Genomic DNA, 23677 nt, shown 5'->3' with positions numbered 1-23677 from the left:
GCATTTATCTGCCAGCCGATTGCTGATAGCCGACTGCCGAAAGCCAAAATCATGATTCGTAAAGCTGTAATTCCTGCTGCCGGACTAGGAACCCGTTTTTTGCCAGCGACCAAATCGATGCCGAAGGAAATGTTGCCTATCATCGACATTCCCACAATTCAATATGTTGTGCAGGAAGCTGTTGATTCAGGGATTGAAGATATTTTGATTATTTCAGGAAAAGGGAAACGTGCGATTGAAGATCATTTCGACAGAAATGTTGAGCTTGAATCCCGTCTTGAAGAAAAAGAAGACATGATCTGGTTTAATGAAATGCGCCGTCTGGCTGATATGGCCAATGTCCATTTCGTACGTCAGAAAGAAGCAAACGGACTGGGCGATGCCATTTATTACGCACGGCATCATGTTGGTAATGAACCATTTGCAGTTTTACTGGGTGACACGATCATGGATTCAGTAATCCCGGTTACGCAGCAATTGATGGATACCTATGAGCAGTATGGCGGATCGGTGATCGCGGTTGAACAGGTTCCGGCAAATAAGGTTAATCGTTATGGCATTGTTGGTGGCACATCGCTAAGCGATACCATTTTAGAATTGAGCACATTGGTTGAAAAACCAGCCATTGAACTTGCGCCTTCCAATCTTGCAATTGCAGGTCGTTACATTTTGACCCCGGAAATTTTTAATACGATAGAACAAACACCAAAAGGAAAAAATAATGAAATCCAGTTGACGGATTCCCTGTTGCTTCTTCTGAAACGCGAGAATATTTACGCGCATCACATCGAAGGGAAACGTCATGATATCGGTGATAAGCTGGATTATCTTAAAACAACCGTTGAGTTCGCACTGAAAAGGAAAGAATTTGCAGAACCATTCAGAAAGTTTCTGATTGACCTTTTGAATAAATAAAGCAAAAAGCTGAGGTTCCAGGTAGGTCCTGACCGAAAAAGAGAAGTCGACGCGTTTTAGCCGGCTTCTCTTTTTTATTTATCCAAACCGCACACTTTTCCTACTACTTCCTTATTTTAGCAATCACATCAGCCAATAATAGAAATGTCTAAAAATATCATCATTAGTGGAGCATCAGGAGGACTGGGAAAGGACGTAGTAAAAAAACTCAGTGAAGGCGGCAATAACTTATATGTAACATTTGGGTCAACAAAATCGGAAGCTTTTAACGACCTCGAAAATGTAATAAGCCAGGTTGTTGACCTGTCAGATCAGGAAGCAGCTATGGATTTTGTCACTACAACACTTGAAAAAGCGTCGACAATTCAGGCTGGAATTTTTCTGGTAGGCGGATATACGCCCGGAGATCTTCATGCTACCGATGATGCGCTACTTGAAAAAATGTTCAGTATTAATTTTTTCACAGCTTTCCATCTGGTCAAACCACTCATGAAACATTTCGAGAGCAGCGGCGGCGGGCAATTTATTTTTATCGGAGCCAGACCTGCACTTGAAGCTGATCAGGGAAAAGATAACTTCGCATATGCACTTTCCAAATCACTTGTTTTCAAAATGGCTGAGTTCATTAACGCGGAAGGAAAATCAAAAAATATTACTGCAACAGTCATTGTACCTGGGATCATTGATACACCCACGAATCGCAAAGCCATGCCCGATGCTGATTTTTCTAAATGGGTTGCTGCATCAGATATTGCCGAAAACATCGCGTTTGTACTGAGCGAGCCAGGGATGAAACTTCGTGAAACCGTTTTGAAAATTTACAGTAAAGACTAATCTGTTAACCAAGAAACACAACGCCCGATTTTATTTATGTAACTATTTTTTAATTACCTTTTTTACCGGACCTGGCAAGTCTTTTTGCCTTTTAATCTTCATTACATCAGGCGTTGTAGCAGGAACAATAATTTCTCCGGTCCGATTGACTTTTATGGAACCATCTGCATTCAATTGATTCGAAGCTGGGGCCTTTCCTGACGGCAACTCTTGAATCCCATCTACAACAGGACTAATATAATCAGTCATTTCTGAAAACTTCGGCATAATCTGCGCATAAGGAGGAAGAGAATCTTTTGGCACTTTGGTCTGTGCAAATAGAAAACCTCCTGCCCATATTTGAAGAATAACCCCAGCCACCAATTTTGAATAATACTTCATGGCAATAATATTTTGCAAGTGTGTCCATTTAAAAATGGGTAGAATAGTAATGAGAAAATCTTAATTTAACCAGGAAAGAGTTACATAATTTTCAATCTACGTTGACAATATGCGAAATAGATACTTTTACACGTTGCTTATCTGGATCCAGGTTGTCTCATTCACTTCATACGCCCAACATAAATTATACGTTTCTCCATCCGGAAACGATGCAAATGCAGGTTCAATCACCTCTCCTTTGAAAACACCATCAGGTGCTATTAATAAAATAAATCAGTTAAAACATAGCCAAATTACCATACTTATTCGCCAAGGAACTTATTACCTTGACCAAACTATAATGCTCAATGAGAACGTATTAAATGGAAAAACAGTATCCATCGAAGCGTTCAAAAATGAAAAAGTCGCTTTTAGTGCTGGCTTGAAATTATCTCCTGACTGGGAAAAATACAACGAAAATATCTCGAAGGCAAAAATTGAAAATACCGGCTTTGAGGCATTGTTTGTAAACGGAATACCACAGATTCTTGCACGATATCCTAATTTCGACTCGACCGCCCGGGTGTTTAACGGAACTGCGGAAGATGCAATTTCACAGGAACGGATGACCAAATGGAAAAATCCGGCGGGCGGTTATTTTCATGCACTACATCAGGGCGAATGGGGAAGTTTTCACTACCGGATTACGGGAATTGCAAACGGGAAAGCTGATATGGAAGGAGGCTGGCAAAACAACCGTCCTGCGCCGCTTCATCCGAAGTACCGTTTTGTTGAAAACGTTTTTGAAGAGTTGGATGCGCCCGGCGAATGGTATTATGATAAAAAATCGGAAACATTATATCTGTATCCTCAGCCAGGAAGTGACCTCAAAACAGCAACGATTGAGGTTTCCAATCTTAAACATATTCTTGAAATTAAGGGCACTCCGGACAAACCAGTTCGTAATGTGACTGTGAAAGGAATCAGGTTTACGCATACTGAAAGAACCTTCATGGAACATTATGAGCCTCTTTTGAGAAGTGACTGGATGATTTATCGTGGCGGTGCCATTCTGATGGAAAATACGGAAGACTGTGTTGTTGAAGATTCGGAATTCGCTTTTTTAGGCGGAAACGCAGTTTTGTTCAGCGGATATAATCATGCTTCCGGGGTTTCAGGCTCTCATTTTCATGACATCGGTGCCAGCGCGATCTGTTTTGTCGGAGATAGTTCAGCCGTCCGCTCTCCGGCTTTTGGTTATGATAATTTTGTTCCCTATACTAAACTGGATAAAACTCCTGGCCCGAAAAATAATCGGTTTCCTTCCGGTTGCTTTGCCGAAAATAATCTGATACATGATATTGGAAAAATTGAAAAACAGTCAACCGCGGTGCAGATTGAGATGGCCTCAGAGATTTTGGTACGTCATAATACCATTTATCGCGTCCCGCGTGCCGGAATAAATATCGGAGATGGTTGCTGGGGTGGACATTTAATTGAAAACAATGACGTTTTTGAGACCGTCATGGAGACAGGCGATCACGGTGCTTTTAACTCCTGGGGACGGGATCGATTCTGGCATCCGAATAGAAAAACCATGGATAGCCTTGTTTCAAAACATCCGGAATTGATATTTCTTGATGCTCAAAAAACGATCGTGATAAGAAATAACCGGTTCCGGTGCGATCATGGCTGGGATATCGACCTTGACGACGGAAGCAGCAATTACCATATCTATAACAACGTTTTGCTAAGCGGCGGACTTAAATTCCGGGAAGGATTCAGTCGCATGGCCGAAAATAATATCCTGATCAATAACTCTTTTCATCCGCACGTCTGGTTTAAAAACAGCGGTGATGTTTTTAGAAAAAATATTGTTATGCGTCCTTATTTTCCGATTTTGGTCAACGACTGGGGTAAGGAGGTAAACAATAATCTTTTCCCCGACGAAACTGCGCTGGCAAGTGCGCAAATCCTGAACATCGACAAAAACAGTAAGGCTGGTGATGCTGTTTTTACAGATGCCAAAAGTGGAAATTATCACGTTAAGTCATCCAGTTTTGCTTTGAGAACCGGCTTTAAGAATTTCCCGATGAACAATTTTGGCGTAACAAAAGCTCGTCTTCGAAAAATGGCTGTTAAAGTTGAGCTTCCTGTTTTGCTTAATGCAGCGCTGGAAAAAGAGTTGCAGGAAGCTGTCTGGCTGGGTGCCAAAATCAGAAATGTAAATGGCCTGGGCGATCGTTCCGCCTTTGGACTGCCGGATGAAAAAGGTGTTATTCTTGTCGAAATCCCTGCTTCGAGTATCCTTTCAAAAAGCAAACTTCAAGCCGGCGATGTGATCAGGACGGCCAATAACGAGGAAGCGGGAAACGTAGTAAGATTGGAAGCAATTCGCCAGCAATATAATTGGACCGGCAAACTGGACCTTGAAATCATGCGAAATCAACAGGTTTTAAAAATCGATCTTTCCCTGAAATAGAAAATTTGTTATTCTTCCAAGGCTGTGATCTGCACAAGCGTTATCATACTACGCTGCTTTTTCATGACCATATATTCATAATCCTTCGTACGGATCTTTTCACCTATCGATGGAATACGGTTAAATTTTGAGATAAGAAAACCTGCCAGCGTCTCATAATCACCTTCCCTGAAAATATCTGTCGGCAAGTGTTCATTGATATCACTCAGCGAGGCCGAACCTAAAACCAGATAATTCCCGTTTTCATTTTTAACAATTGGCGTTTCGTTATCGTATTCATCCTGAATTTCTCCAACCAGTTCTTCCAGAATGTCTTCCATCGTCACAATTCCTTCCACACCGCCATATTCATTGACGATAACAGCCATTTGCTGACGACTCAGCTGAAAATCACGCAGAATGGCTCCGATCGGTTTTGATTCAGGAACCATGGAAATTGGCCTGACAAGATCAGAAAGAACAATTTCATTTCCCTTTCTCATCTTCATCAACAAATCCTTTAAATGCAAAACACCAATGATCTGATCCATGGAGTCCTCATAAACCGGTATTCTGGAATATCCTTCTTCAATGATTTTTTCGAGATCCGTTTCTGTAAAATCATTGATATCAACACCGACCATTTTTGTTCGCGGGATCATTACCTGCCTGGCAATTCGCTCAGAGAAATTGAAGGCATTTTTGATCAGATCATAATCCGCAGCCTCTATCATCCCGCTTTCCTTTTGCTGCTGGACCAGATACCGCAACTCATCGCTGCTGTGAACCTCACTGCCATGCGTCGGCTTTATTCCGATTGCACCTAAAATAAAATTAGCAATCCCATTTAAAATCCAGACGATCGGGCGGAAGACAATGAAAAATATATGAAGGGGATATGACAAAAACAAGGTTGTAGCTTCCGGCCGCTGAATGGCAATCGATTTAGGAGCTAATTCCCCAAAAACAATATGTAGAACGGTAATGATCGCAAAGGCGGCAGGTAATGCAATCTGATGAGCCAGAACCGGATCAAGTGTGATGCCGATCAGCTCCATTCCTCCGATCAGTATCTTCGAAACAACAGGTTCTCCAATCCAACCCAACCCCAGACTTGCGAGTGTGATACCAAACTGCGTCGCAGCGAGATAACCATCGAGGTTTGCCACAATCTTTTTTGACAAAATGGCCATCTTGTTCCCATCCTGTGCCTTTTGTTCGAGTTGCGATGCTCTGATTTTTACAATAGCAAATTCGGCAGCAACGAAAAAACCATTTAGAAGTACAAGGACCAGGGTAATAATAACCTGAATGACCATTTTTTGTTTTTTAAGTGATTGTAGTGTTAAGCGTAAAAAAATTAACCGGATTGATTAGCGTAAATCATATCCGGTACAATCAAAGATATAAAAAATGAAATGATCAAAGCGTTTTTGTTTGTCAAATGAACACTTTTAACTGATAGCCAGGCTACTCTTCATCACGAATTTTCCCATCAGGCGCAGGTCCGCGCATGTGAATAATTAATCCATTCAAAAAATTCCGCAATAACTGATCGCCGCATGGTTTGTAATTTTCATGTCCTTCCTTGCGGAATAATGCGCCTAATTCACTGGCAGTTACTTTAAAATCAACTAACGCGAGAATTTGAATAATTTCATCATTTCTTAAATGAAGTGCTACACGTAACTTTTTTAGAATATCGTTGTTGGTCATATCTTCTTATTTATTACCCAAAAAATTTTTTTTACAAATATCGCCCTTGTTTTGCTCTTGTCTTTCTTAAAATTAAAAAAACTGATTTATAAGGAGACTCAGGATATAAGACAACGTCTCCGAGCTTTCCGATTCGAGCGATTTTGATTAACTTTCATGTATGAAAAGTGGACATGCGGATTTGCCTTTACATTATGGAAAAGTTCCGGAATGGCTTGCCCAGCGAATGAGTTTGCTGGGAGGAGCAATCGTGGAATCCGTTGTGATTGAGTACGGGCGTGATGTTTTGCTGCAAAAATTGAGTGATCCTTTCTGGTTTCAATCGTTGGGATGTGTTTTGGGTATGGACTGGCACTCATCAGGAATTACGACTTCGGTCATGGGGGCCTTGAAACGATCTGTTAATAAAAGATCAGCCGATTTAGGGATTTACATTTGCGGCGGACGAGGAAAACAATCGCTGCAGACACCCGCTGAATTACTGGCCATTGCAAATAAAACCGGGCTTGATGGAAATCTTCTCGTACATAATAGTCGTCTTTCTGCAAAAGTTGATAACACGGCCATTCAGGATGGCTTTCAGCTTTATCTCCATTCTTTCATCGTTTCAAAAGAGGGGAATTGGGCGGTTGTGCAACAAGGAATGAATACGAATGAAAAAATGGCGCGGCGATATCACTGGCACTCGCCAAGTATCAAGTCTTTTATCGAAGAACCTCATACTTTTATTTATGGTCAAAATCAGGGAAAAATATTAAACCTGACAGACAAAGCTGCCGCTCCTACCCGATCCGGAATTCTGGAACTTACTTCGGAGAATCCTGATAAAATCATGCGGGAAATCAGAAAATTAATTATGCCCGAACATCACGATGTCCGGGCTGACGATGTGAATTTAAAAAGACTTGGTGCTGTGCTGGCGCTCGCGCAAGACAATCCGGTGGGCAATATGGAATCGCTGCTTTTGCTGGAAGGCGTTGGTCCGAGGACGATCCAGTCGCTGACGCTTGTCAGTGAAATTATTCACGGAACGCCTTCCCGTTTCTCTGATCCTGCCCGGTTTTCGTTTGCGCATGGAGGAAAAGACGGACATCCTTTTCCTGTCCCGATAACAATTTACGACGAATCAATTCAAATTCTGGACAAGGCTGTTCAGAAGGCCAGACTTGGTGAACATGATAAATCGGACGCGTTGAAAAATTTGTCGAAAGTAGCCGCCCAGCTTGAAAAAGACTTTCAACCGAATAACCGTTTTGAAGATGTTATTCAAAATGAACGGGAAAATTCCTGGAAATATGAAGGCCGGACAGTAATGGGTAAGGCAAAAAAACCAAAGGGAAACAGAGGCCAGCTGGAATTGTTTTGAGCGTAGGGTGTTTATTTTTTATCTTATTAATAACCCTTGCAGCACATTCTTGATTTCCATCAGTAAAAACCGGACAATTGCGCCTCTTTATATTTTGCAAGTTACATTTAGTCACCGACGACTAAAACGATATTCCATACCAAACAGTAATTGAACCTGATGATCCCCAGAAACTTTTTACGAAAACCACTCCCTGTACTAGCACTTACGGCTATTGTAGTTGTTTCCTGTATGAAAATGGCTCCAACAACTTCCAAAACTTCCAGCAAAGCTTTGGTGATCCGTGAAGATGCAGCTACCGGAAAGGCAAGAGCAAAAGAAATTCGTGACAATACGGTTATTAAACTTGCCGACGGATTAAAGCTTGATTTGTGGGCTTCTGATTCCCTGGCGCCGGACCCGGTTGCCATTGCAATCGATGATAAAGGACGCGTTTACCTTAACCGTACAAACAGGCAGAAAAATTCTGAGTTTGATATCCGCGGACACCGGAACTGGATGACGCCTTCGATCGCACTTCAAACAGTGGAAGATCGCCGGGCGTTTTTACGCAGCACATTTGATCCGTCAAAAAGCAAGGAAAATGCCTGGCTGAAAGATTTGAACGGTGACGGCTCCCATGACTGGAAAGATCTTGCCGTTGAAAAAGATGAAGTATGGCGGCTTGAAGATACCGACAATGACGGTATCGCCGATGTCTCTATGCGCATTCTCAGCGATTTTTTTGAAGAAGTTTCTGATGTCGCAGGCGGTTTGCTGGTTCGGGCGAATGATGTTTTCGTTGCAATCGCTCCGGATGTTTGGCGTTTGAAAGATACGAACGGAGACGGCCTTCTGGACGAAAAAACATCGATCAGCCATGGTTATGGTGTCCATATTGGTTTTGGCGGCCATGGTATGTCCAATCCGATTGAAGGGCCCGATGGAAAAATTTACTGGAACATCGGCGATATTGGAGCGAATATTACTACAAAAGAAGGTGTCAATTTTAAACGTTCGAACGAAGGGATTATAGCAAGATCAAATCCCGACGGTACTGATTTCGAAATTTTTGCAGGCGGGTTGAGAAATACGCATGAATTTGTTTTCGACGAATACGGAAACCTGATTAGCTCTGATAACGACGGTGACCATCCCGGCGAAAGCGAACGTTTGGTTCACGTTGTAGAAGGCTCTGACGCAGGCTGGCGTTCAAACTGGCAGTATGGTAAATATACTGATCCAAAAAACAACAGCTATAAAGTCTGGATGGATGAGAAACTTTATGTTCCGCGCTGGGATGGCCAGGCGGCTTATATCATTCCTCCGATCCAGAATTTCCATAATGGTCCAACGGGTATGCAATACAATCCGGGAACAGCTTTGGGATCGGAGTGGAAAAATAAGTTTTTCCTTGTCGAATTTGTCGGAAACCCAGCCCGTTCACCAATCTGGTCATTTGGATTAAAACCAAAAGGCGCATCTTTTGTTTTGAATGGTGAAAAAAATATTCTCAACGGAATCTTGCCAACGGGTATCCGCTTCGGTCCGGATGGCGCGCTGTATGTTGCTGACTGGATTAATGGCTGGGATACTAAAAACTATGGCCGTGTCTGGAAACTTGATGTTACCGATGCAAAAAATGATTTAAAAGCAATAAGAGTTGAAACAAAACGCCTGATGCAGCTGGATTATACCAAACAATCCGAATCGATGCTGTACACGCTTTTGTCAAATCAGGATATGCGTATAAGGCTTAAAGCGCAGTTTGAACTTGCATCGCGTGGTGCGAAAGGCGCAGTTGAACTGAACAAAGCCATTACCGCGACCGGAAGCCAGCTGGCCCGGATCCACGGTATTTGGGGTGTTGGACAATTGGCAAGACAGGACAAAGCGTATGCAAATACTTTAATGACACTTTTGAAAGATGCCGATCCTGAAATTATCGCACAAGCGGCAAAGGTTTTGGGTGATGCAAAAATCGCTGAGGCAGGTCCGCTTCTGATTCCTCTTTTAACGAATAAAAATCCCCGCGTGAAATTCTTTGGCGCGCAGGCGTTGGGTCGTATCCAGGAAAAACAGTCAGTTACCGCGCTTCTTGATATGATCAAAGCGAATAACGATGAAGATCTGTATTTAAGACACGCAGCAGTTTTAGCTCTGTCACGGATTGGAGATGTGGAGCCGATCGTGGCTTTGTCAAACAACCCGAACAAATCACTTCGTACCGCGGCGGTTCTGGTATTGCGCAGACTGAGCAGTGAAAAAGTTAGTCTGTTCCTGAATGACAAAGACGAATATATCGCTACCGAAGCGGCTCGCGCGATCAATGACGATTTGTCGATTGAACCAGCATTACCTGCGTTAGCTGCTACTTTAAATGAAAAAAGATTTACTTCTGAACCCTTATTGCGCCGCGCAATTAACGCTTCTTTAAGGGTCGGCGGGAATGAGCAGCTGGATAATCTGATCGCCTTTGCAAAGAGAAAAGATGTTAGCAAAGAGTTAAGAGCAGAAGCTTTGGCAACTTTGGGAAGCTGGGCAAATCCATCGGTTTTAGATCGCGTTGATGGTCGTTACCGTGGTGTAATTACCCGAAATGCTGATGTCGTAAAAGCGAAAATCAAACCTGAGATCAGCACTTTATTGCAAGATGACGACGTCAGTATTCTGATCGCAACCGGACAAATGGTGAGCGAACTTGGAATTTCGGACAACAATGCGACACTCGCCAAAATTCTTAACGATCATAAAGATCCGAAAGTAAGAGCTGCTATGCTGACTGCTTTGCACGACCTGAAATATCCGGATATGGAAGCGGCGATGAAGAAGGGAATGAGCGATTCGGATGCAGACGTTCGCACATCGGCATTGGCCCTTATGAGCAGTGTCAATATGTCAAAAGAAACACTTGCTGATATTTCAAAAGTGATTTTTGAAAAGGGGAGCGTGAAAGAACAACAGCAAATGTTGCGTGTTCTGGGAGGACTGCCCGTGGCGAAAACAGAAACAATTTTTGATGGATTAATCAGCAAAATGGCTTCCAAAGAATTACCAAATAATCTGGCGCTGGATCTAGGAGAAGCTATCGATTCTACAAAATCGAGTGCTCTTATTGCTAAACTTGCGCCAATGCGTAAAACCGGCGATACCGCTGCTGACTATCAGGAAGCACTTTATGGCGGTAATGCAATGCTTGGCCGGAGATATTTCATGACCAGTTCGCAGGGAGAATGTACGCGTTGCCATTCGGTAGGTGGCCAGGGCGGTGCTGTTGGGCCATCTTTAACAAAAATCGGAAGCACATTGACACGAGAACAAATTCTTCAGGCGCTTGTAGAACCAAGTGCGAGATTGTCTCCAGGCTTTGGTATGGTTGTCCTGACGTTAAAAGACGGTCAAACGGCGGCGGGTATTCTAACTGCTGAAAATGATCATGAACTTGTTCTGAAAACGTCGGAAGCTGAGCCTTTGAAAATCCCTGTGGCAAGAATTGCGAAACGCGATAATGTTCCGTCCAGTATGCCTCCGATGGGTTCAATTATGTCAAAGAGAGAGATTCGTGATGTCGTTGAATTTTTATCTGGTTTGAAATAATTATCACCCGTTAGAAATATTGAAATAAAAAATAAGCCAACCAGGAACCTCCTGAGTTGGCTTATTTTTTAAAATAACCAGATTTCCATACCGGCATGATATTGATGATGAAATGGTAAAAAAGGTATATTTGAAAAAAATTAGCCGTGACACACTTTTAAGAAAACGCATCATCAACGAATGGAACTGGATAAAAAAGACGCTGCTGTCATCAATAACGCAATTCAATTCTGGCAGGAATCCGGAAAAGTGACTCCCGAACTTGCTAATGAACTGCGGGGCAGCTATTCGCTACGTAATTCGAATGTCGATACCATAACCTGGTATGCGTTCATTTCAGCCGTGTCCTGCGGATTACTGGCATTTGGCGCGTTAGTAATTGATGAAAAATGGATAGAATTATTACGTACTAAATGGGGCTTTTCTGAAACCGTTGTCGGGATCGGATTTTCCCTGGTTGCCGTTGTTTTTGTAATTCTGGCAAAACGAAGAAGAATCAAATACCCGACCGCCAGAGCGAGCAACGAAACATATACCATAACCATTATTTTGAGTGTTGCTATCGCTATCGCCTACTGGACCAGAAGTTTCGCTTATTTTGACGGCAATTATGCGCGACCGTTATTGATAGCCGCCATCGCCTATTTTATTACAGCTGCCTACCTGAATTCCCAGCTTCTCTGGACGGTGATGTTACTAACTATCGCAGGTTGGTGGGGTGCTCAAACATATTTTTGGACGGGTGGTTCTTATCGTTTTGCAGGTATGAATTATCCTTTGAATATGACCATTTTTGGACTTGTGATCTGGTCGCTTTCCTGGGTTGTTGATAAAATTAATTCGTTGAAGTCGTTCACTCCGGTAACTTATTCGATCGGTTTATTTCTCTTCCTTCTAGCTGCATGGACACTCTCTATTTTTGGAAATTATGATGATCTCGATCGGTGGACGGCTATTCGCCAGGGAACTTTGTGGTATTGGGCGGTTGGATATACCATTGTTTTAGGCGCACTTACGGCATACGCATTCCAGACCAAAAATGATGTTTTGAGAGATATGTGTCTCGTATTTTTCTTGTTGAATATCTACACGCGCTACTTCGAATATTTCTGGGACAGGACCAACAAAGGAATTTTCTTTGCTATTCTTGCTATCTCTTTTTGGTTTGTTGGTAAAAAAGCAGAAGAGTGGAGAAACCGGGAGAAGAAACTTGCCTGATATTGTGATTTAAAATGAGAGAAAAAAGATTAATCCGCCAGAACGAAAAGGATTTAATTGAGTTTCTACTGAAACAACTAAATCTTGATCCGAAAGATTACCCTGTTGATGAATATGTCGATGAATACGAAGACGGAAAAATGGGCAGCATAAGTCTCGGCGGCGACGTATCCGCTTACGCTGGTGATTTAATTCAGGTAGAATATGTGGATTCAGATGAAACGCCGGTTGTGATCACCCTGACCAGAGATGACAAAAATCACCTTTTAGACCTTGATTTCTGGAAAGTTGATTTTACTAAACTGCTGGAATATCCTACGCCGGATAAAATTATTCTGAGACGGGAAATATAACCTCTCAGAATAAAGTATTGAATTTTGTCACAATATGCGCCTTGGCTTCATTCTGGAATTGTTCGGGAGATAAGCCGGTATGCTGTTTAAAAAATCTGCTAAAATAGGGTCTGTCCGTAAAACCCAGATCATAAGCAATTTCCTTGATTGTACTTTCGCTATGAATAATCTGCCTCTTGGCCTCAAGTACGATCCGATCGTGAATCAGCTGCATTCCTGTTTTATCCAGTTTTTCTTTTAAAATCTGATTCAGCCGCTTTGAGCTGATCCCTAACTTTCCTGCATAAAAATCAGTATTTCTGACGTGCTGATAATTCATTTCAAGCAAGACCATAAACTCGTAAACTCGCTTCTGATTTATATCCTGAACAGTAAAACTGTGCTCCTTTATTCGTACCAATTGCAGCAAAAAAACCTTTAAAAGTGCCTTGATGATAACCAGGCTGTTGTTTTCCCGCTGATATTCCTCTTCAAGCAATTGATAAACTTTACCTAATTGTTCGGCTGTTTCATCATTAATTTGTAAACAAGAAAACTCTCCCTGGATATTGAAAATCTTAAAGACGTCGAGCAAAAACTCCTTTACATCATCATCCAGAATATCTTTTTTGAAGGATAATAAAATTCCTTTCTTCCCAGCTTTATTCAGTTGATGAACACGATATGGCGGAATCAGGTATATCCAGTCACCCTTCAATAATTCATCTCCTTTCACAGTATGTAAGGCATTTTCATTTTTCAGCCAGACAATCTCAAAAAACTCTTTCCTGCTTGGATCGTTCAGGTAACTGGGTGGACAATTATCCAGGTTCCTTATATAGATGAGCGTCTTATTTAATTCAACACTTAGCTTATTTTCTTCCATTTTCCTTCAATAACATTATTACTTAAATCTTCACCCCCAGTGATATATTCCGAATCAGGCACCAAAATTAGCAAATAATGCAATCGATTTTGAAATTATTAGCAAATAGTCCAACATGTCGCGCTGATTGTATAATGTCTCGTCTGCAACTCCCAAGTACCTTTGTGATCTTGATTTACAGGATTTTCTTGATTAAGAGGATTATTAATGATTTGAATAAATGGGAAGTGAAATAATTAGTTCAGTAGCAAATATTGATTTATCAACTGATATACGAGCGAATCTGGAAATGATTCTTTTAGAAAACCAGAAACTGGCAAGTCAAATTGAATTCAGCCAGATCGCAGAAATAATACCTTTTATCCAAAATGCAGATCGCATCTTTATAGTTGGTGCGGGAAGAACCGGCTTAGCTTTGAAAGCGGCTGCCATGCGCCTTATGCATCTCGGATTTACAGTTTTCGTTGTTGGAGAAACAACAACGCCAGCAATAAGAAAAGGTGATTTGTTAATTGCTGGATCCGGTTCGGGGACAACCAGCAGTATCGTCAAAGCCGCTGAAAAATCTGTATCCGCAGAAGCAAAAGTAATCTCGATCTCTACGACAAAAGATTCTCCATTGGCGGCATTATCCAACCATGTTGCGATACTTCCCGCCGCACAGAAGCAGGACCACGGTGCCACAATTTCAAAACAATACGCAGGAAGTTTATTTGAACAATCGGTTTTGCTGCTTACCGATGCAATCGTCCAGACATTATGGAAACTGGATGGAACGCCGGCAGAAGAACTTTGGAAAAGACATGCGAACCTAGAATAGAATTAATTGAATACCAGTATTTTATATAATAAATAATCATAATCATGGCTAAATTACAAGTCGCAATAGACTTATTGACAACAGAAGACGCAATTGCATTGGCAACAAAAGTTGCTCCTTATGTTGATATCATTGAATTGGGAACTCCTCTTATTAAAAGTGAAGGACTGGCTGTAATCACGGCAATGAAAAAAGCCTTTCCGGATAAACTTGTTTTTGCAGATTTCAAAACAGCTGATGCCGGCGAACTGGAAGCAGATATGGCATTTGGTGCAGGCGCAGATTTGATTACTATTTTAGGAGCAACAGGAGATGCAACCATTATTGGTGCTGTAAAATCAGCTAAAAAACATGGAAAAGGAGTTGTTGTTGATACGATCGGTGTAACGGATCGGGTGAAACGTGCGCAGGAAGTCATTGCATTAGGAGTAGAATTCGTTGAATTACACGCCGGTCTTGACGAGCAGGCGCAACCTGGTTATTCTATTCAAGTTTTGATAGACGAAGCATCCCGCGCTGGTGTTCCGGTATCAATTGCCGGTGGTGTGAAATTAAGTAACATTGCCGCCGTGAAAGCGTCGGGTGCAAAAGTTGCCGTAGCAGGTGCTGCCATTTATGGCGCCGCAGATCCGGCAGCAGCGGCGAGAGCGCTTCGTGAGGCGTTGGACGCTTAGTCAGATTCTAAGTAAGAGACTTTATTTGTTGGCTGTTCTCAGAGATGGGGACAGCTTTTTTTATGTTTGATAATATGACTTTCGTCAGTTTTCGTTAACCTCAAATCGCTTATCCAATCATTTTTAACCCTTTTTCCTACCTTTACAACAGATTGAAAAAATTAAAATAGTAAATAAACAATTCATGGAAGTTAAAGATGGTAATGGAACGCTTCTCTCGGAAGGAGATTCGGTAAAACTGATAAAGGATCTAAAAGTCAAAGGTTCCTCAACAACTTTAAAGAGAGGAACCGTCGTAAAAAATATTCGTCTCACTGATGATGCTGAGGAAATTGAAGGCAAAGTTGACAGAACGGTTATGGTTCTGAAAACGATGTTTATTCAAAAGATGTAACCAAAGAAGTTAACTTTTTGGGAATGGATTCCTAAAAAGTCATAACTTTTCAGGAATTCATTCCCAAAAAGTCATATATTTGGACTAGAATAGTCCTGATATGATTCAAAGATCTCTCGAACAAACAATTCAGTCTAAGCTTCGTGATGGCAAGGCCATTATACTTTTAGGCGCAAGACAAGTTGGCAAAACTACCCTTTTGCATAAAATATTTGATCGTGCAGAAGACACGATGTGGTTAAACGGCGATGAACCGGATGTGCAGGCACTATTTGAAAATATAACTTCTTCACGTCTCAAAAATATTTTAGGCAACAAAAAAAATATTATTATCGATGAAGCCCAACGAATATCAGACATTGGACTGAAATTGAAATTGATTACTGACAATATTAAAAATGTTCAACTTGTCGCTACCGGAAGCTCTGCTTTTGAACTTGCAAATAAAATAAACGAGCCTCTTACCGGCCGCAAATGGGAATACAAAATGTTCCCTATTTCTTTTGAAGAGATGGTCCATCACCATGGGCTTATTGAAGAAAAACGCCTTCTACCTGAAAGGCTTATTTATGGATATTACCCTGATATTGTGAATAATCCAGGTTCTGAAAAAGATATCCTCAAACAACTGACTGACAGCTATTTGTATAAAGATATTTTGACATGGGAAAATATACAAAAGCCTGATAAATTGTTGAGATTGCTGAAAGCACTGGCTTTTCAAGTTGGATCACAAGTCTCCTTTAATGAATTGGGCCAAATTTGTGGACTTGACAATAAGACTATTGAAAAATATGTAAACTTACTCGAACAAGTTTTCGTAATATTTAGACTTGGCACTTTTAACAGAAATTTGCGTAACGAATTAAAAAACAGCCGAAAAATCTACTTCTATGATAACGGAATCAGAAATGCGCTAATTGCTAATTTTAGCCCACCTGAAATCAGAGATGATATTGGCGCCTTATGGGAGAATTTCATCATATCTGAACGTGTTAAATTTATCAATTATCACGGAATCTGGACCAACAACTATTATTGGAGAACCAAGCAGCAAACTGAGATAGATTATCTTGAAGATACTGATGGTAGACTATATGCATACGAGTTCAAATGGAATCCTAATGCAAAAGTTTCCATTTCAAAAACATTCACGGACGCATACCCTCAAAGTGCGTTTAAGGTTATTCATCGGGACAATTTCGAAGAATTTATTTTATAACGCTAAATTCTACTTTTTCCCAAAAGAAAAATTCATCGTCGTTCCAATCCGGAAGACGGTATTTTTATACTTAAATCCTTCAAAGCTGTTTGCTACTTCTACACGAAAAGGAAATCGGATTCCTACGTCAAGGGCATAACCAAGCTCTCCGTAATTATTTGAATCTGGTGTTGCAAGATAGTGCGCGAAGAAGTTTTCCTTAATTCCCATAATCCGGAACCAGGTAATTTGCGTCAACAAAAATTTACGAAGTTCAGCCAACGCATGTGCCTCGACGAACCTTTTGGCAGTGCTGTAACGGTAATAATCTAGCATCCTGAAAGTCCCGACCGGATCGCCGTACTGGAAGAAAAACTGATTTCCTGCAAAATGCTGATAGTCCGGAAATTGAACAGCATTATCATTCAAAAAGGCTCCCGCGGCTATTTTATAACTTAATTTACTTCGAATTCCGGTATCAAATCCATGAGATATTCCTACTTGGACAAAGTCAAAATCAACTTCGCTTCCGAACGCATTGTTAATTCCCTTACGATAGGCAGCAGATATTTTTGGCGAATCATCTTCATAAAATGTCGTCTTGCCTTTTTTGGTTCTATATTTCTGCCATGGCTTATAATAAGCCGACAACCCGATGGTCAGTGCCTGATGCGGCTGCATTTCGAAAGAGGTTACTCCTGATTCTTCAGACAATTCTTCATTAAAAGGAATGTTGGAAGTAAAAGTCCTTTTCTTCCAATCAATCCAGCGGTAAGGATTGGTATTATTCCTGTTTTGAAGAGCACTTCGGTCAGCGTACTCAATATTTGCTCTCAACTCAAAATGTTCATTTTTTTGATCCGTTTTAAAGTCCAGCCGAACAAAGTTTTTTTCATATATTTTTATAAAATTCTGTTCTAGAAATAATGTAGTCAAACTGTTCAGTATCGGGTGCATCGGATTTTCCGGGTTAAACTGGGATACTGTTTTACCGCCTGAAAAATTGATAACATTTCGTTTCCAGTTATAGTCAATTCCCCCGGTGGCAAACAATTTTTCTCTGGCAAAAGAATAACGCGTTAACCCGCTGAAAGTCCAGCTGCCCTGGTCCCGATAAGTTGTTCTTTTGATACCATTATTAGAAATTTCCAGCTGATCTAAATTCTTCTTTTGGACACCTTTGATATATTTTAATTTAAAACCTCCGCCATTCAGTACCCAACCTTCAACCGTATTCACCTGCAAGCCATAAAGCGGACTCACATATTCCAGTTGCCAGGGACTTTTCTTTCCCAACCGGAATGTGTGCCCCGTTAATAAATCGCCAAGAAAACCCGGGCCTCCGTTTTTATTTTTAGTGGTATCGGATTTCGAAATTTTCAGGCTGTCGCGTTGCGTCTGCGTACCTTCATTGATAATGACCAGACTATCCAGGCGTGTATAACTTTTAACTTCTGCCACGGTCAGCGGAACCGTGCGAATAGAATCCCAAAATGCCATACTACGCAGGTTGGCCAGCGAATCCACGGAAGTCGAATCATTCCTGGAAAAGTTCAAATCAATATCTTCTCCTTTTTCCTCCTTCTTTTTAAGGTCTTGTTTCTCATATTCTTTCATCAGTTTTTTCAGGTTCTTCGCAGAAAACTCCTTCTGCTTGCTTACCAACTCATCCAGCTGCTGACTTTTTATCTCACGGTTCGACAAGCCAATTTTCTTAGCTTCCTCCTTTTCCTTTTTACCATCGACAACGGTTATATCAGCCTGAAAAGCCGGATTGATTTTTAATTTTGAAAAAGTTTGCGAGATCACCAGATCACCTTTTCCTTTAATGCCATAAATACCGCCATTGATGTGAAACTGCTGATTAATGGGCATCCAGACGCCCTGGATAGGGCTGTAAACTTGTTTTATATCAATGTTAAAACCCGTATTTACCGTTTGAAGATTCAGGCTGTAAATACTCCATAGATTTTCGGTAATGTAAATCGTTCCTTTGTAAACACCTTCTCCATAAGACCTTGGCGTAACTTTTATTTTATTTATCTCAACACCATTTTCAATAAAACTGCCCTGATACTCAAATTTGTAATAAGTGAAGGCACGCGGCGACAAAGGCGAAACGGCTTTTACCACTTCAGGCTGATAAAAACTGGTCAGAAAATACTGATTTGCACTGGCAAAATTTTTGTCCTGGCTATTGCGTGCTGCGATCACCCGCTGTTTGTAAGTATTCGGTTGGCGAAAAGTTACTTCCGAGACACTTTCATTCAAAATCGGCACACCCTTCTTGAAATTGGTTTCCTTCTCAATTTCTTTTAACTCCTTTTTGTATAAAAACTCCAAAGGAAGATCCGTAATAACAAACGACGATTTTGAATAAGCTTTGGCCGTATAACTTTCAACCTGCAAAAAATGATATCGGCTCTTTGCAATTGCTCTCCGCATAATTGTATACGCCGGATCTTCACCTTTGTTTCCAATTCTGACCTCACCCAGATTATAAGCCTGCTCTTCCATGGTCAGATCAAAAGTTTCCATTTTGTTTTCAATGGTAATCGACTTCAAGCCTGTTTTAAATCCCAGATACTGGAAAATCACTTCATAATATCCCGGTTTCAGGTCAAGCTGGTACTTCCCCTCTTCGTTCGATATGGTTCCGATCTCAGTCCCTTTTACTACAATTGCTGTAAATGGAAGTGGATCTCCTTTTTGGGTTTTAATAGTTCCCTTTAATCCCGTCGAAATATTCCCGGTTTGCGCAATGTTTTTTGCAGAGAACACAATGATAAGAAGAAACGTCAAAATGGAACGGTAATGCATATATGTTTAAGATTTCATGGCTATATCCGAGATGACATTTTCGGAAGAATGGTTGCTTGCAGTGAAAATAACTATAAAATTACCCGCTCCAAAACTTCAACCAAATCATTTTCAGTGAACGGCTTGTCAAGCAAATCATTCATACCATAATCCAGATATTTAGAACGTTCTTCGGGAGATGTGCTGGCGGTATACCCAATTACCGGAATGCGGGCTTTAATTCTATTAACTTCATTTCTGACGCATCTGGTCAATTCCAACCCATCCATTTTTGGCATCTGGACATCGGTGATGATCAGGTCGTAAGATGTCGATTGAAATAATTTGAAGGCCTCTTCGCCATCGGAAGCAAGATCATAACAAACTCCGTTTTTATCCAAAATCCGACTCAGAAGCAGCAAATTTATTTTTATATCATCAACCATTAAAACCCTCTTATCTTTCATAATACTGCCAATTCCTTTGACAGTATTCGGTTCTTGCGACATAACAATATTTCCTTCGACACTAACCATTGGTACTTCCACACTAAAAACGGCTCCCTTGCCAAGTTCACTTGTGACATTAATTTTTCCGCCAAATAAATCGACAATCCTCCTCGCGATCGGAAGCCCAAGGCCGGTACCCGTTTGACGAGGCACCTCCGAAGGTGTTTCGATTTGCGTAAAATCGTCGAAAATCTTTTCAATATTTTCCTGAGCAATACCGATCCCGGAGTCTTTTACGACAATTTTCAAGACGCCATTCGACGGTTGATCCGTTTTACGATATTCAGCGAGAATGCTTATTCTTCCGCCGTTAGGTGTAAACTTTATAGCATTTGTCAACAGATTAAGCGCAACCTGTTTTAAACGGTAATCGTCGCCAAGTAAGATTAATCCTGGTGCGAGTTCAAAATGTCTGGTAAGCGAAATTTCTTTATTGAAAGCCAATACGGAAAGCATATCAACAACATCGTCAAGCATCCCAAGCGGCTTGAACTGGCGATTGACCAGTTTTATCTTACCACTTTCAAACCTGGAAAAATCAAGCATTTCGTTTATCAGCATCATCAGTACGTCGGAAGCGTTTTTAATCGCGCCAACTTTCATACGTAAATCATCACCCGTTTTACTTTCTTCAATCTGTCTGGAAAAACCGATGATAGCATTCAGCGGCGTTCTTATTTCGTGAGAAATATGAGATAAAAATTCACCCTTTTTCTTCGCAGAAATAACCGTCTGATTACTGTATTTAATGATGGTAACTTCATTTCGGTATAATTGAAGTATATTCCGGATAATTATAATCGTCAAAATAATAACGACTGCAATATTACCCCACGATAACTGGTGCCAGTCCGAAAGCTTGTCGGAAGTCTGCGATAACAGTGACATTCGTAAAGTTTCCAGATTATTAATTTCCTCATTTCTCAATGCCTTTAAAGCGGATTGAAGATTTGAAAAAATCCGAGCGTTCGCCGTTAGCAATTCCAGTTCCGCCTTTTTGAGTCTACTTCTTGCCTGACCCAGATTCCTAATATTACTGACATGCTCATGGTCGTTTCTTTGCCGTAAGCTTGTTACAGAATCTTCAATAGTGGTGACCGTCCGTATTGTTTTTTTCTGAACATTTCCAGAATCAGTGGATTTATTCGAAACCGCTTCCACTATTCTTTTCCAAAACTTCTTATTCCTGTTTTTCGGCTCAATCAGTACTGATTCTGTCCGGGCAAATTTTTTAATATTTGTAAAAGAATGGGGCTTTAAATCAATAGTTGGAGCGTTGACCTTTTTTCCAGTTGTGTAAAATAAAAGCAAACTGTCGACCATATTCCGTAACCGAATAAACTCGTCAGTTTTGACCTGTTTGTCTAAAAGAAGCTTTGGAAGGTATAAATTGAAAAAGAGAGTCTGTTTTTTCTTCTCTTCCTGAAATTCTCTCAGAATTGATGAAACTGTTTCCATCTGCCTTGTGTACTTATCAAGGTATGCCGAATCAGCCGTTACCGCAAACAACCGGCTATTATTTTCCGCTGTGTACAAAACAGAAATACAAGTATCAATCCTGGCATAGTTGTTATTACCAGTTTGAAGAATCCGGATATTATTTTTTACAGCATCTGATTTTGAATTTGTGATCAGCGTGATAAAAACGAAAGCGGTCAGTATTAAAATCAATACGATCGTCCACGCAAAAAACTTATAAGAAACCGTATTAATATCGTTTTTCATAGCTGCAAGCTATTTTCGGTAAATCAAAGTGAACGCATAGTTGAACTTCTATAACTTAGTCATACTTATTACCTTCGTCATTATAGTTACTTCTACATCACTAGTACGAATAATCATTCATTTGGTAACACAAAGTTTGACCAAACCATATAAAACATTACGACACTTATTTTTATTATAAATATTCAACCTAACAGAATGACCAACAGAACTTACTTCTTTTTGATTTTAATACTCGGCAGTCTTACCGCACTTGGCCCGTTTTCCATCGATATGTACCTTCCCGGATTCCCGGCCATTGCGAATGATTTGCATACGACTGCTTCCAAGGTATCGCTTTCATTGTCCGGCTTTTTCATTGGAATTTCTGCCGGACAACTTTTATATGGACCTCTGTTAGATCGTTTTGGTAGAAAAAAGCCCCTTTTTATCGGGTTAACGGTTTACATTTTGGCTTCTTTGGGCTGCGCTGTTTCAACCAGTATTGATATGTTGATTGTCATGCGGTTTGTCCAGGCAATCGGAAGTTGTGCGGCTGCCGTCGCATCGGTTGCGATGGTGCGTGATTTATTTCCGGTTAAAGACAGCGCCAAAGTTTTTTCTTTACTAATGCTTGTCGTCGGCGCATCACCCATGATCGCCCCAACGGTTGGTGGTTACGTAACGGCAGCTTTTGGTTGGCAAACTGTATTTTTGATATTAACCGGAATGGGCGTGGCTATTCTCGCTGCGACGGTATTATGGCTTCCTGATAGTTTTAAACCTGACACTACACTATCGTTAAAACCAAAACCAATCATCCTGAATTTTTTATCTGTGATCCGCGAACCACAATTTTACACCTATTCGTTGACTGGCGCCATCGCCTTTTCTGGTTTATTCGCTTACGTTTCCGGATCTCCGCTGGTTTTCATGGAAGTTTTTCATATCGATGAAAAAGTTTACGGCTGGATTTTTGCATTTTTATCGGTTGGATTTATCGGATCAAGTCAATTAAACACCTTATTGCTGAGAAAATATAAGAGTGAACAGATCATCAATACTGCGCTGATTTTCCAGTTGTTAATAAGTTTCACATTGGCTTTTGCATCGTTTAATGGACTGCTAACTTTAACTTCAACCATCATTTTATTATTCTTTTTCCTTTGCTGCATCGGATTAATAAATCCCAACGCAGCGGCATTGTCGCTTGCGCCTTTCTCGAAAAATGCAGGCAGCGCTTCTGCATTAATGGGGGCGATCCAGATGGGTATGGGTGCTTTAATTTCCGTTGTGATCAGCCTTTTCGAAGAACCTTCCACATTTCCGATGGCTTCCGCCATGGCAGGTTCGTCGTTGCTCGCACTTGGCGTATTTCTGGTGGGCAAACGTACCATCTCTCAGCAAGTGGAAGTTGAAGCAGGCGCAGAAAGCGGGATTGTTCATTAATGACAAACTTTTCAAAACAGATATAAAAGCTTTTTTTGTAACTTATATTTAAAGTAAAAATATATAACCACTTAACTGACAGCTCCAATGTTCAAAATAACTGTTGTTTACCCGCGCGCTGCTGAAGATGATTTTAATATTGGCTATTACATCGATTCTCATACGCCGTTGGTGAAAGAATTACTGGGGCCTTATGGGCTTGTGAAAGTGGATATTGAAGTTGGAATTGCCGGCGCAGCTCCCGGTTCAGAACCACCTTATGAACTGATTTGCGGAATCTTTTTCAGCGATCTCGTTTCATTGCAGACTGGTATGGATGCCCAAGGACCGATTCTGATAGCCGATATACCCAACTTCACCTCGGTTACTCCCATTATGCAAATCAGTCGTGTTGAATAAATTTTATGTTATAAATAAAAAGGACTTGGTACGATTCGCACTAAGTCCTTTCTGTTTGTGAAAA

At 40.9% G+C, this 23677-nt stretch carries 19 protein-coding genes; 13 read left to right on the top strand and 6 right to left on the bottom strand.

Features of this window, described 5'->3' with window-relative positions; translation table 11 throughout:
- Positions 1-51: 51 nt before the first annotated feature.
- Both galU and L0657_RS00535 read left to right on the top strand, forming a co-directional pair.
- Positions 52-915 carry a UTP--glucose-1-phosphate uridylyltransferase GalU gene (galU, locus tag L0657_RS00540; protein WP_090338954.1) on the top strand — a complete coding sequence of 288 codons (864 nt, stop codon included), beginning with the start codon at positions 52-54 and terminating at the stop codon, positions 913-915.
- Between the two features lie 144 nt (positions 916-1059).
- A complete protein-coding gene (locus tag L0657_RS00535; RefSeq protein ID WP_235148372.1) occupies positions 1060-1749 on the top strand; it encodes an SDR family NAD(P)-dependent oxidoreductase in 690 nt (229 codons plus the stop codon).
- Positions 1750-1791: 42 nt separating this feature from the next.
- Here the strand turns inward: L0657_RS00535 and L0657_RS00530 are convergent, their stop codons facing one another.
- Complete coding sequence (locus tag L0657_RS00530) at positions 1792-2130, bottom strand: hypothetical protein (protein ID WP_235148371.1); 339 nt, start codon at positions 2128-2130, stop codon at positions 1792-1794.
- A 109-nt stretch (positions 2131-2239) separates the two neighbouring features.
- On the opposite strand from L0657_RS00530, the gene L0657_RS00525 reads away from it, so the two are divergent.
- Positions 2240-4591: a PDZ domain-containing protein gene (locus tag L0657_RS00525; RefSeq protein ID WP_235148370.1), complete on the top strand. Its 2352-nt coding sequence runs from the start codon at positions 2240-2242 to the stop codon at positions 4589-4591.
- Positions 4592-4599: 8 nt separating this feature from the next.
- Here L0657_RS00525 and L0657_RS00520 read toward each other — a convergent pair whose 3' ends face one another.
- Positions 4600-5889, bottom strand: a complete 1290-nt coding sequence (locus L0657_RS00520; RefSeq protein WP_235148369.1) for a hemolysin family protein — start codon at positions 5887-5889, stop codon at positions 4600-4602.
- 151 nt (positions 5890-6040) lie between these two features.
- On the bottom strand, positions 6041-6286 hold the full coding sequence (locus L0657_RS00515; RefSeq protein ID WP_235148368.1) for a DUF1456 family protein: 246 nt from the start codon (positions 6284-6286) through the stop codon (positions 6041-6043).
- Positions 6287-6446: 160 nt separating this feature from the next.
- Between L0657_RS00515 and L0657_RS00510 the strand changes: the two genes are divergently transcribed.
- The 4 genes from L0657_RS00510 to L0657_RS00495 all read left to right on the top strand — a co-directional run bounded on the left by L0657_RS00510 (position 6447) and on the right by L0657_RS00495 (position 12799).
- Positions 6447-7652, top strand: a complete 1206-nt coding sequence (locus tag L0657_RS00510) for a DUF763 domain-containing protein (protein WP_235148367.1) — start codon at positions 6447-6449, stop codon at positions 7650-7652.
- 159 nt (positions 7653-7811) lie between these two features.
- Positions 7812-11228 carry a HEAT repeat domain-containing protein gene (locus tag L0657_RS00505; protein ID WP_235148366.1) on the top strand — a complete coding sequence of 1139 codons (3417 nt, stop codon included), beginning with the start codon at positions 7812-7814 and terminating at the stop codon, positions 11226-11228.
- A gap of 180 nt (positions 11229-11408) precedes the next feature.
- Complete coding sequence (locus L0657_RS00500) at positions 11409-12446, top strand: hypothetical protein (protein ID WP_235148365.1); 1038 nt, start codon at positions 11409-11411, stop codon at positions 12444-12446.
- 14 nt (positions 12447-12460) lie between these two features.
- Positions 12461-12799 (top strand): DUF6984 family protein, encoded by a 339-nt coding sequence (locus L0657_RS00495; RefSeq protein WP_235148364.1) that lies wholly within the window; start codon positions 12461-12463, stop codon positions 12797-12799.
- A 4-nt stretch (positions 12800-12803) separates the two neighbouring features.
- Here L0657_RS00495 and L0657_RS00490 read toward each other — a convergent pair whose 3' ends face one another.
- Positions 12804-13664 carry a helix-turn-helix domain-containing protein gene (locus L0657_RS00490; protein WP_235148363.1) on the bottom strand — a complete coding sequence of 287 codons (861 nt, stop codon included), beginning with the start codon at positions 13662-13664 and terminating at the stop codon, positions 12804-12806.
- A gap of 220 nt (positions 13665-13884) precedes the next feature.
- Between L0657_RS00490 and hxlB the strand changes: the two genes are divergently transcribed.
- The 4 genes from hxlB (at position 13885) to L0657_RS00470 (ending at position 16774) form a co-directional block, all read left to right on the top strand.
- On the top strand, positions 13885-14484 hold the full coding sequence (hxlB, locus tag L0657_RS00485) for a 6-phospho-3-hexuloisomerase (protein ID WP_235148362.1): 600 nt from the start codon (positions 13885-13887) through the stop codon (positions 14482-14484).
- A 44-nt stretch (positions 14485-14528) separates the two neighbouring features.
- Positions 14529-15158: a 3-hexulose-6-phosphate synthase gene (gene hxlA, locus L0657_RS00480; protein WP_235148361.1), complete on the top strand. Its 630-nt coding sequence runs from the start codon at positions 14529-14531 to the stop codon at positions 15156-15158.
- Between the two features lie 184 nt (positions 15159-15342).
- Positions 15343-15552, top strand: a complete 210-nt coding sequence (locus L0657_RS00475; RefSeq protein WP_235148360.1) for an alkylphosphonate utilization protein — start codon at positions 15343-15345, stop codon at positions 15550-15552.
- Between the two features lie 100 nt (positions 15553-15652).
- A complete protein-coding gene (locus tag L0657_RS00470) occupies positions 15653-16774 on the top strand; it encodes an ATP-binding protein (RefSeq protein WP_235148359.1) in 1122 nt (373 codons plus the stop codon).
- Positions 16775-16783: 9 nt separating this feature from the next.
- On the opposite strand, the gene L0657_RS00465 is transcribed toward L0657_RS00470, so the two are convergent.
- Positions 16784-19573 carry a DUF5686 and carboxypeptidase regulatory-like domain-containing protein gene (locus L0657_RS00465; RefSeq protein ID WP_235148358.1) on the bottom strand — a complete coding sequence of 930 codons (2790 nt, stop codon included), beginning with the start codon at positions 19571-19573 and terminating at the stop codon, positions 16784-16786.
- Between the two features lie 71 nt (positions 19574-19644).
- The gene (locus tag L0657_RS00460) at positions 19645-21786 is read right to left on the bottom strand and encodes an ATP-binding protein (protein ID WP_235148357.1); all 2142 of its coding nucleotides are present in this window, start codon (positions 21784-21786) and stop codon (positions 19645-19647) included.
- Between the two features lie 198 nt (positions 21787-21984).
- Between L0657_RS00460 and L0657_RS00455 the strand changes: the two genes are divergently transcribed.
- Both L0657_RS00455 and L0657_RS00450 read left to right on the top strand, forming a co-directional pair.
- On the top strand, positions 21985-23214 hold the full coding sequence (locus L0657_RS00455) for a multidrug effflux MFS transporter (protein WP_235148356.1): 1230 nt from the start codon (positions 21985-21987) through the stop codon (positions 23212-23214).
- Positions 23215-23301: 87 nt separating this feature from the next.
- Positions 23302-23613, top strand: coding sequence for an EthD family reductase (locus tag L0657_RS00450; protein ID WP_235148355.1), 312 nt, complete (start codon positions 23302-23304; stop codon positions 23611-23613).
- The last annotated feature ends 64 nt before the right edge of the window (positions 23614-23677 follow it).

This window comes from Dyadobacter sp. CY345 (assembly GCF_021502725.1).
Classification (GTDB): domain Bacteria; phylum Bacteroidota; class Bacteroidia; order Cytophagales; family Spirosomataceae; genus Dyadobacter.
The sequence above is the reverse complement of the archived record's forward strand: the minus strand, read 5'-3'. Positions and strand labels throughout refer to the sequence as shown.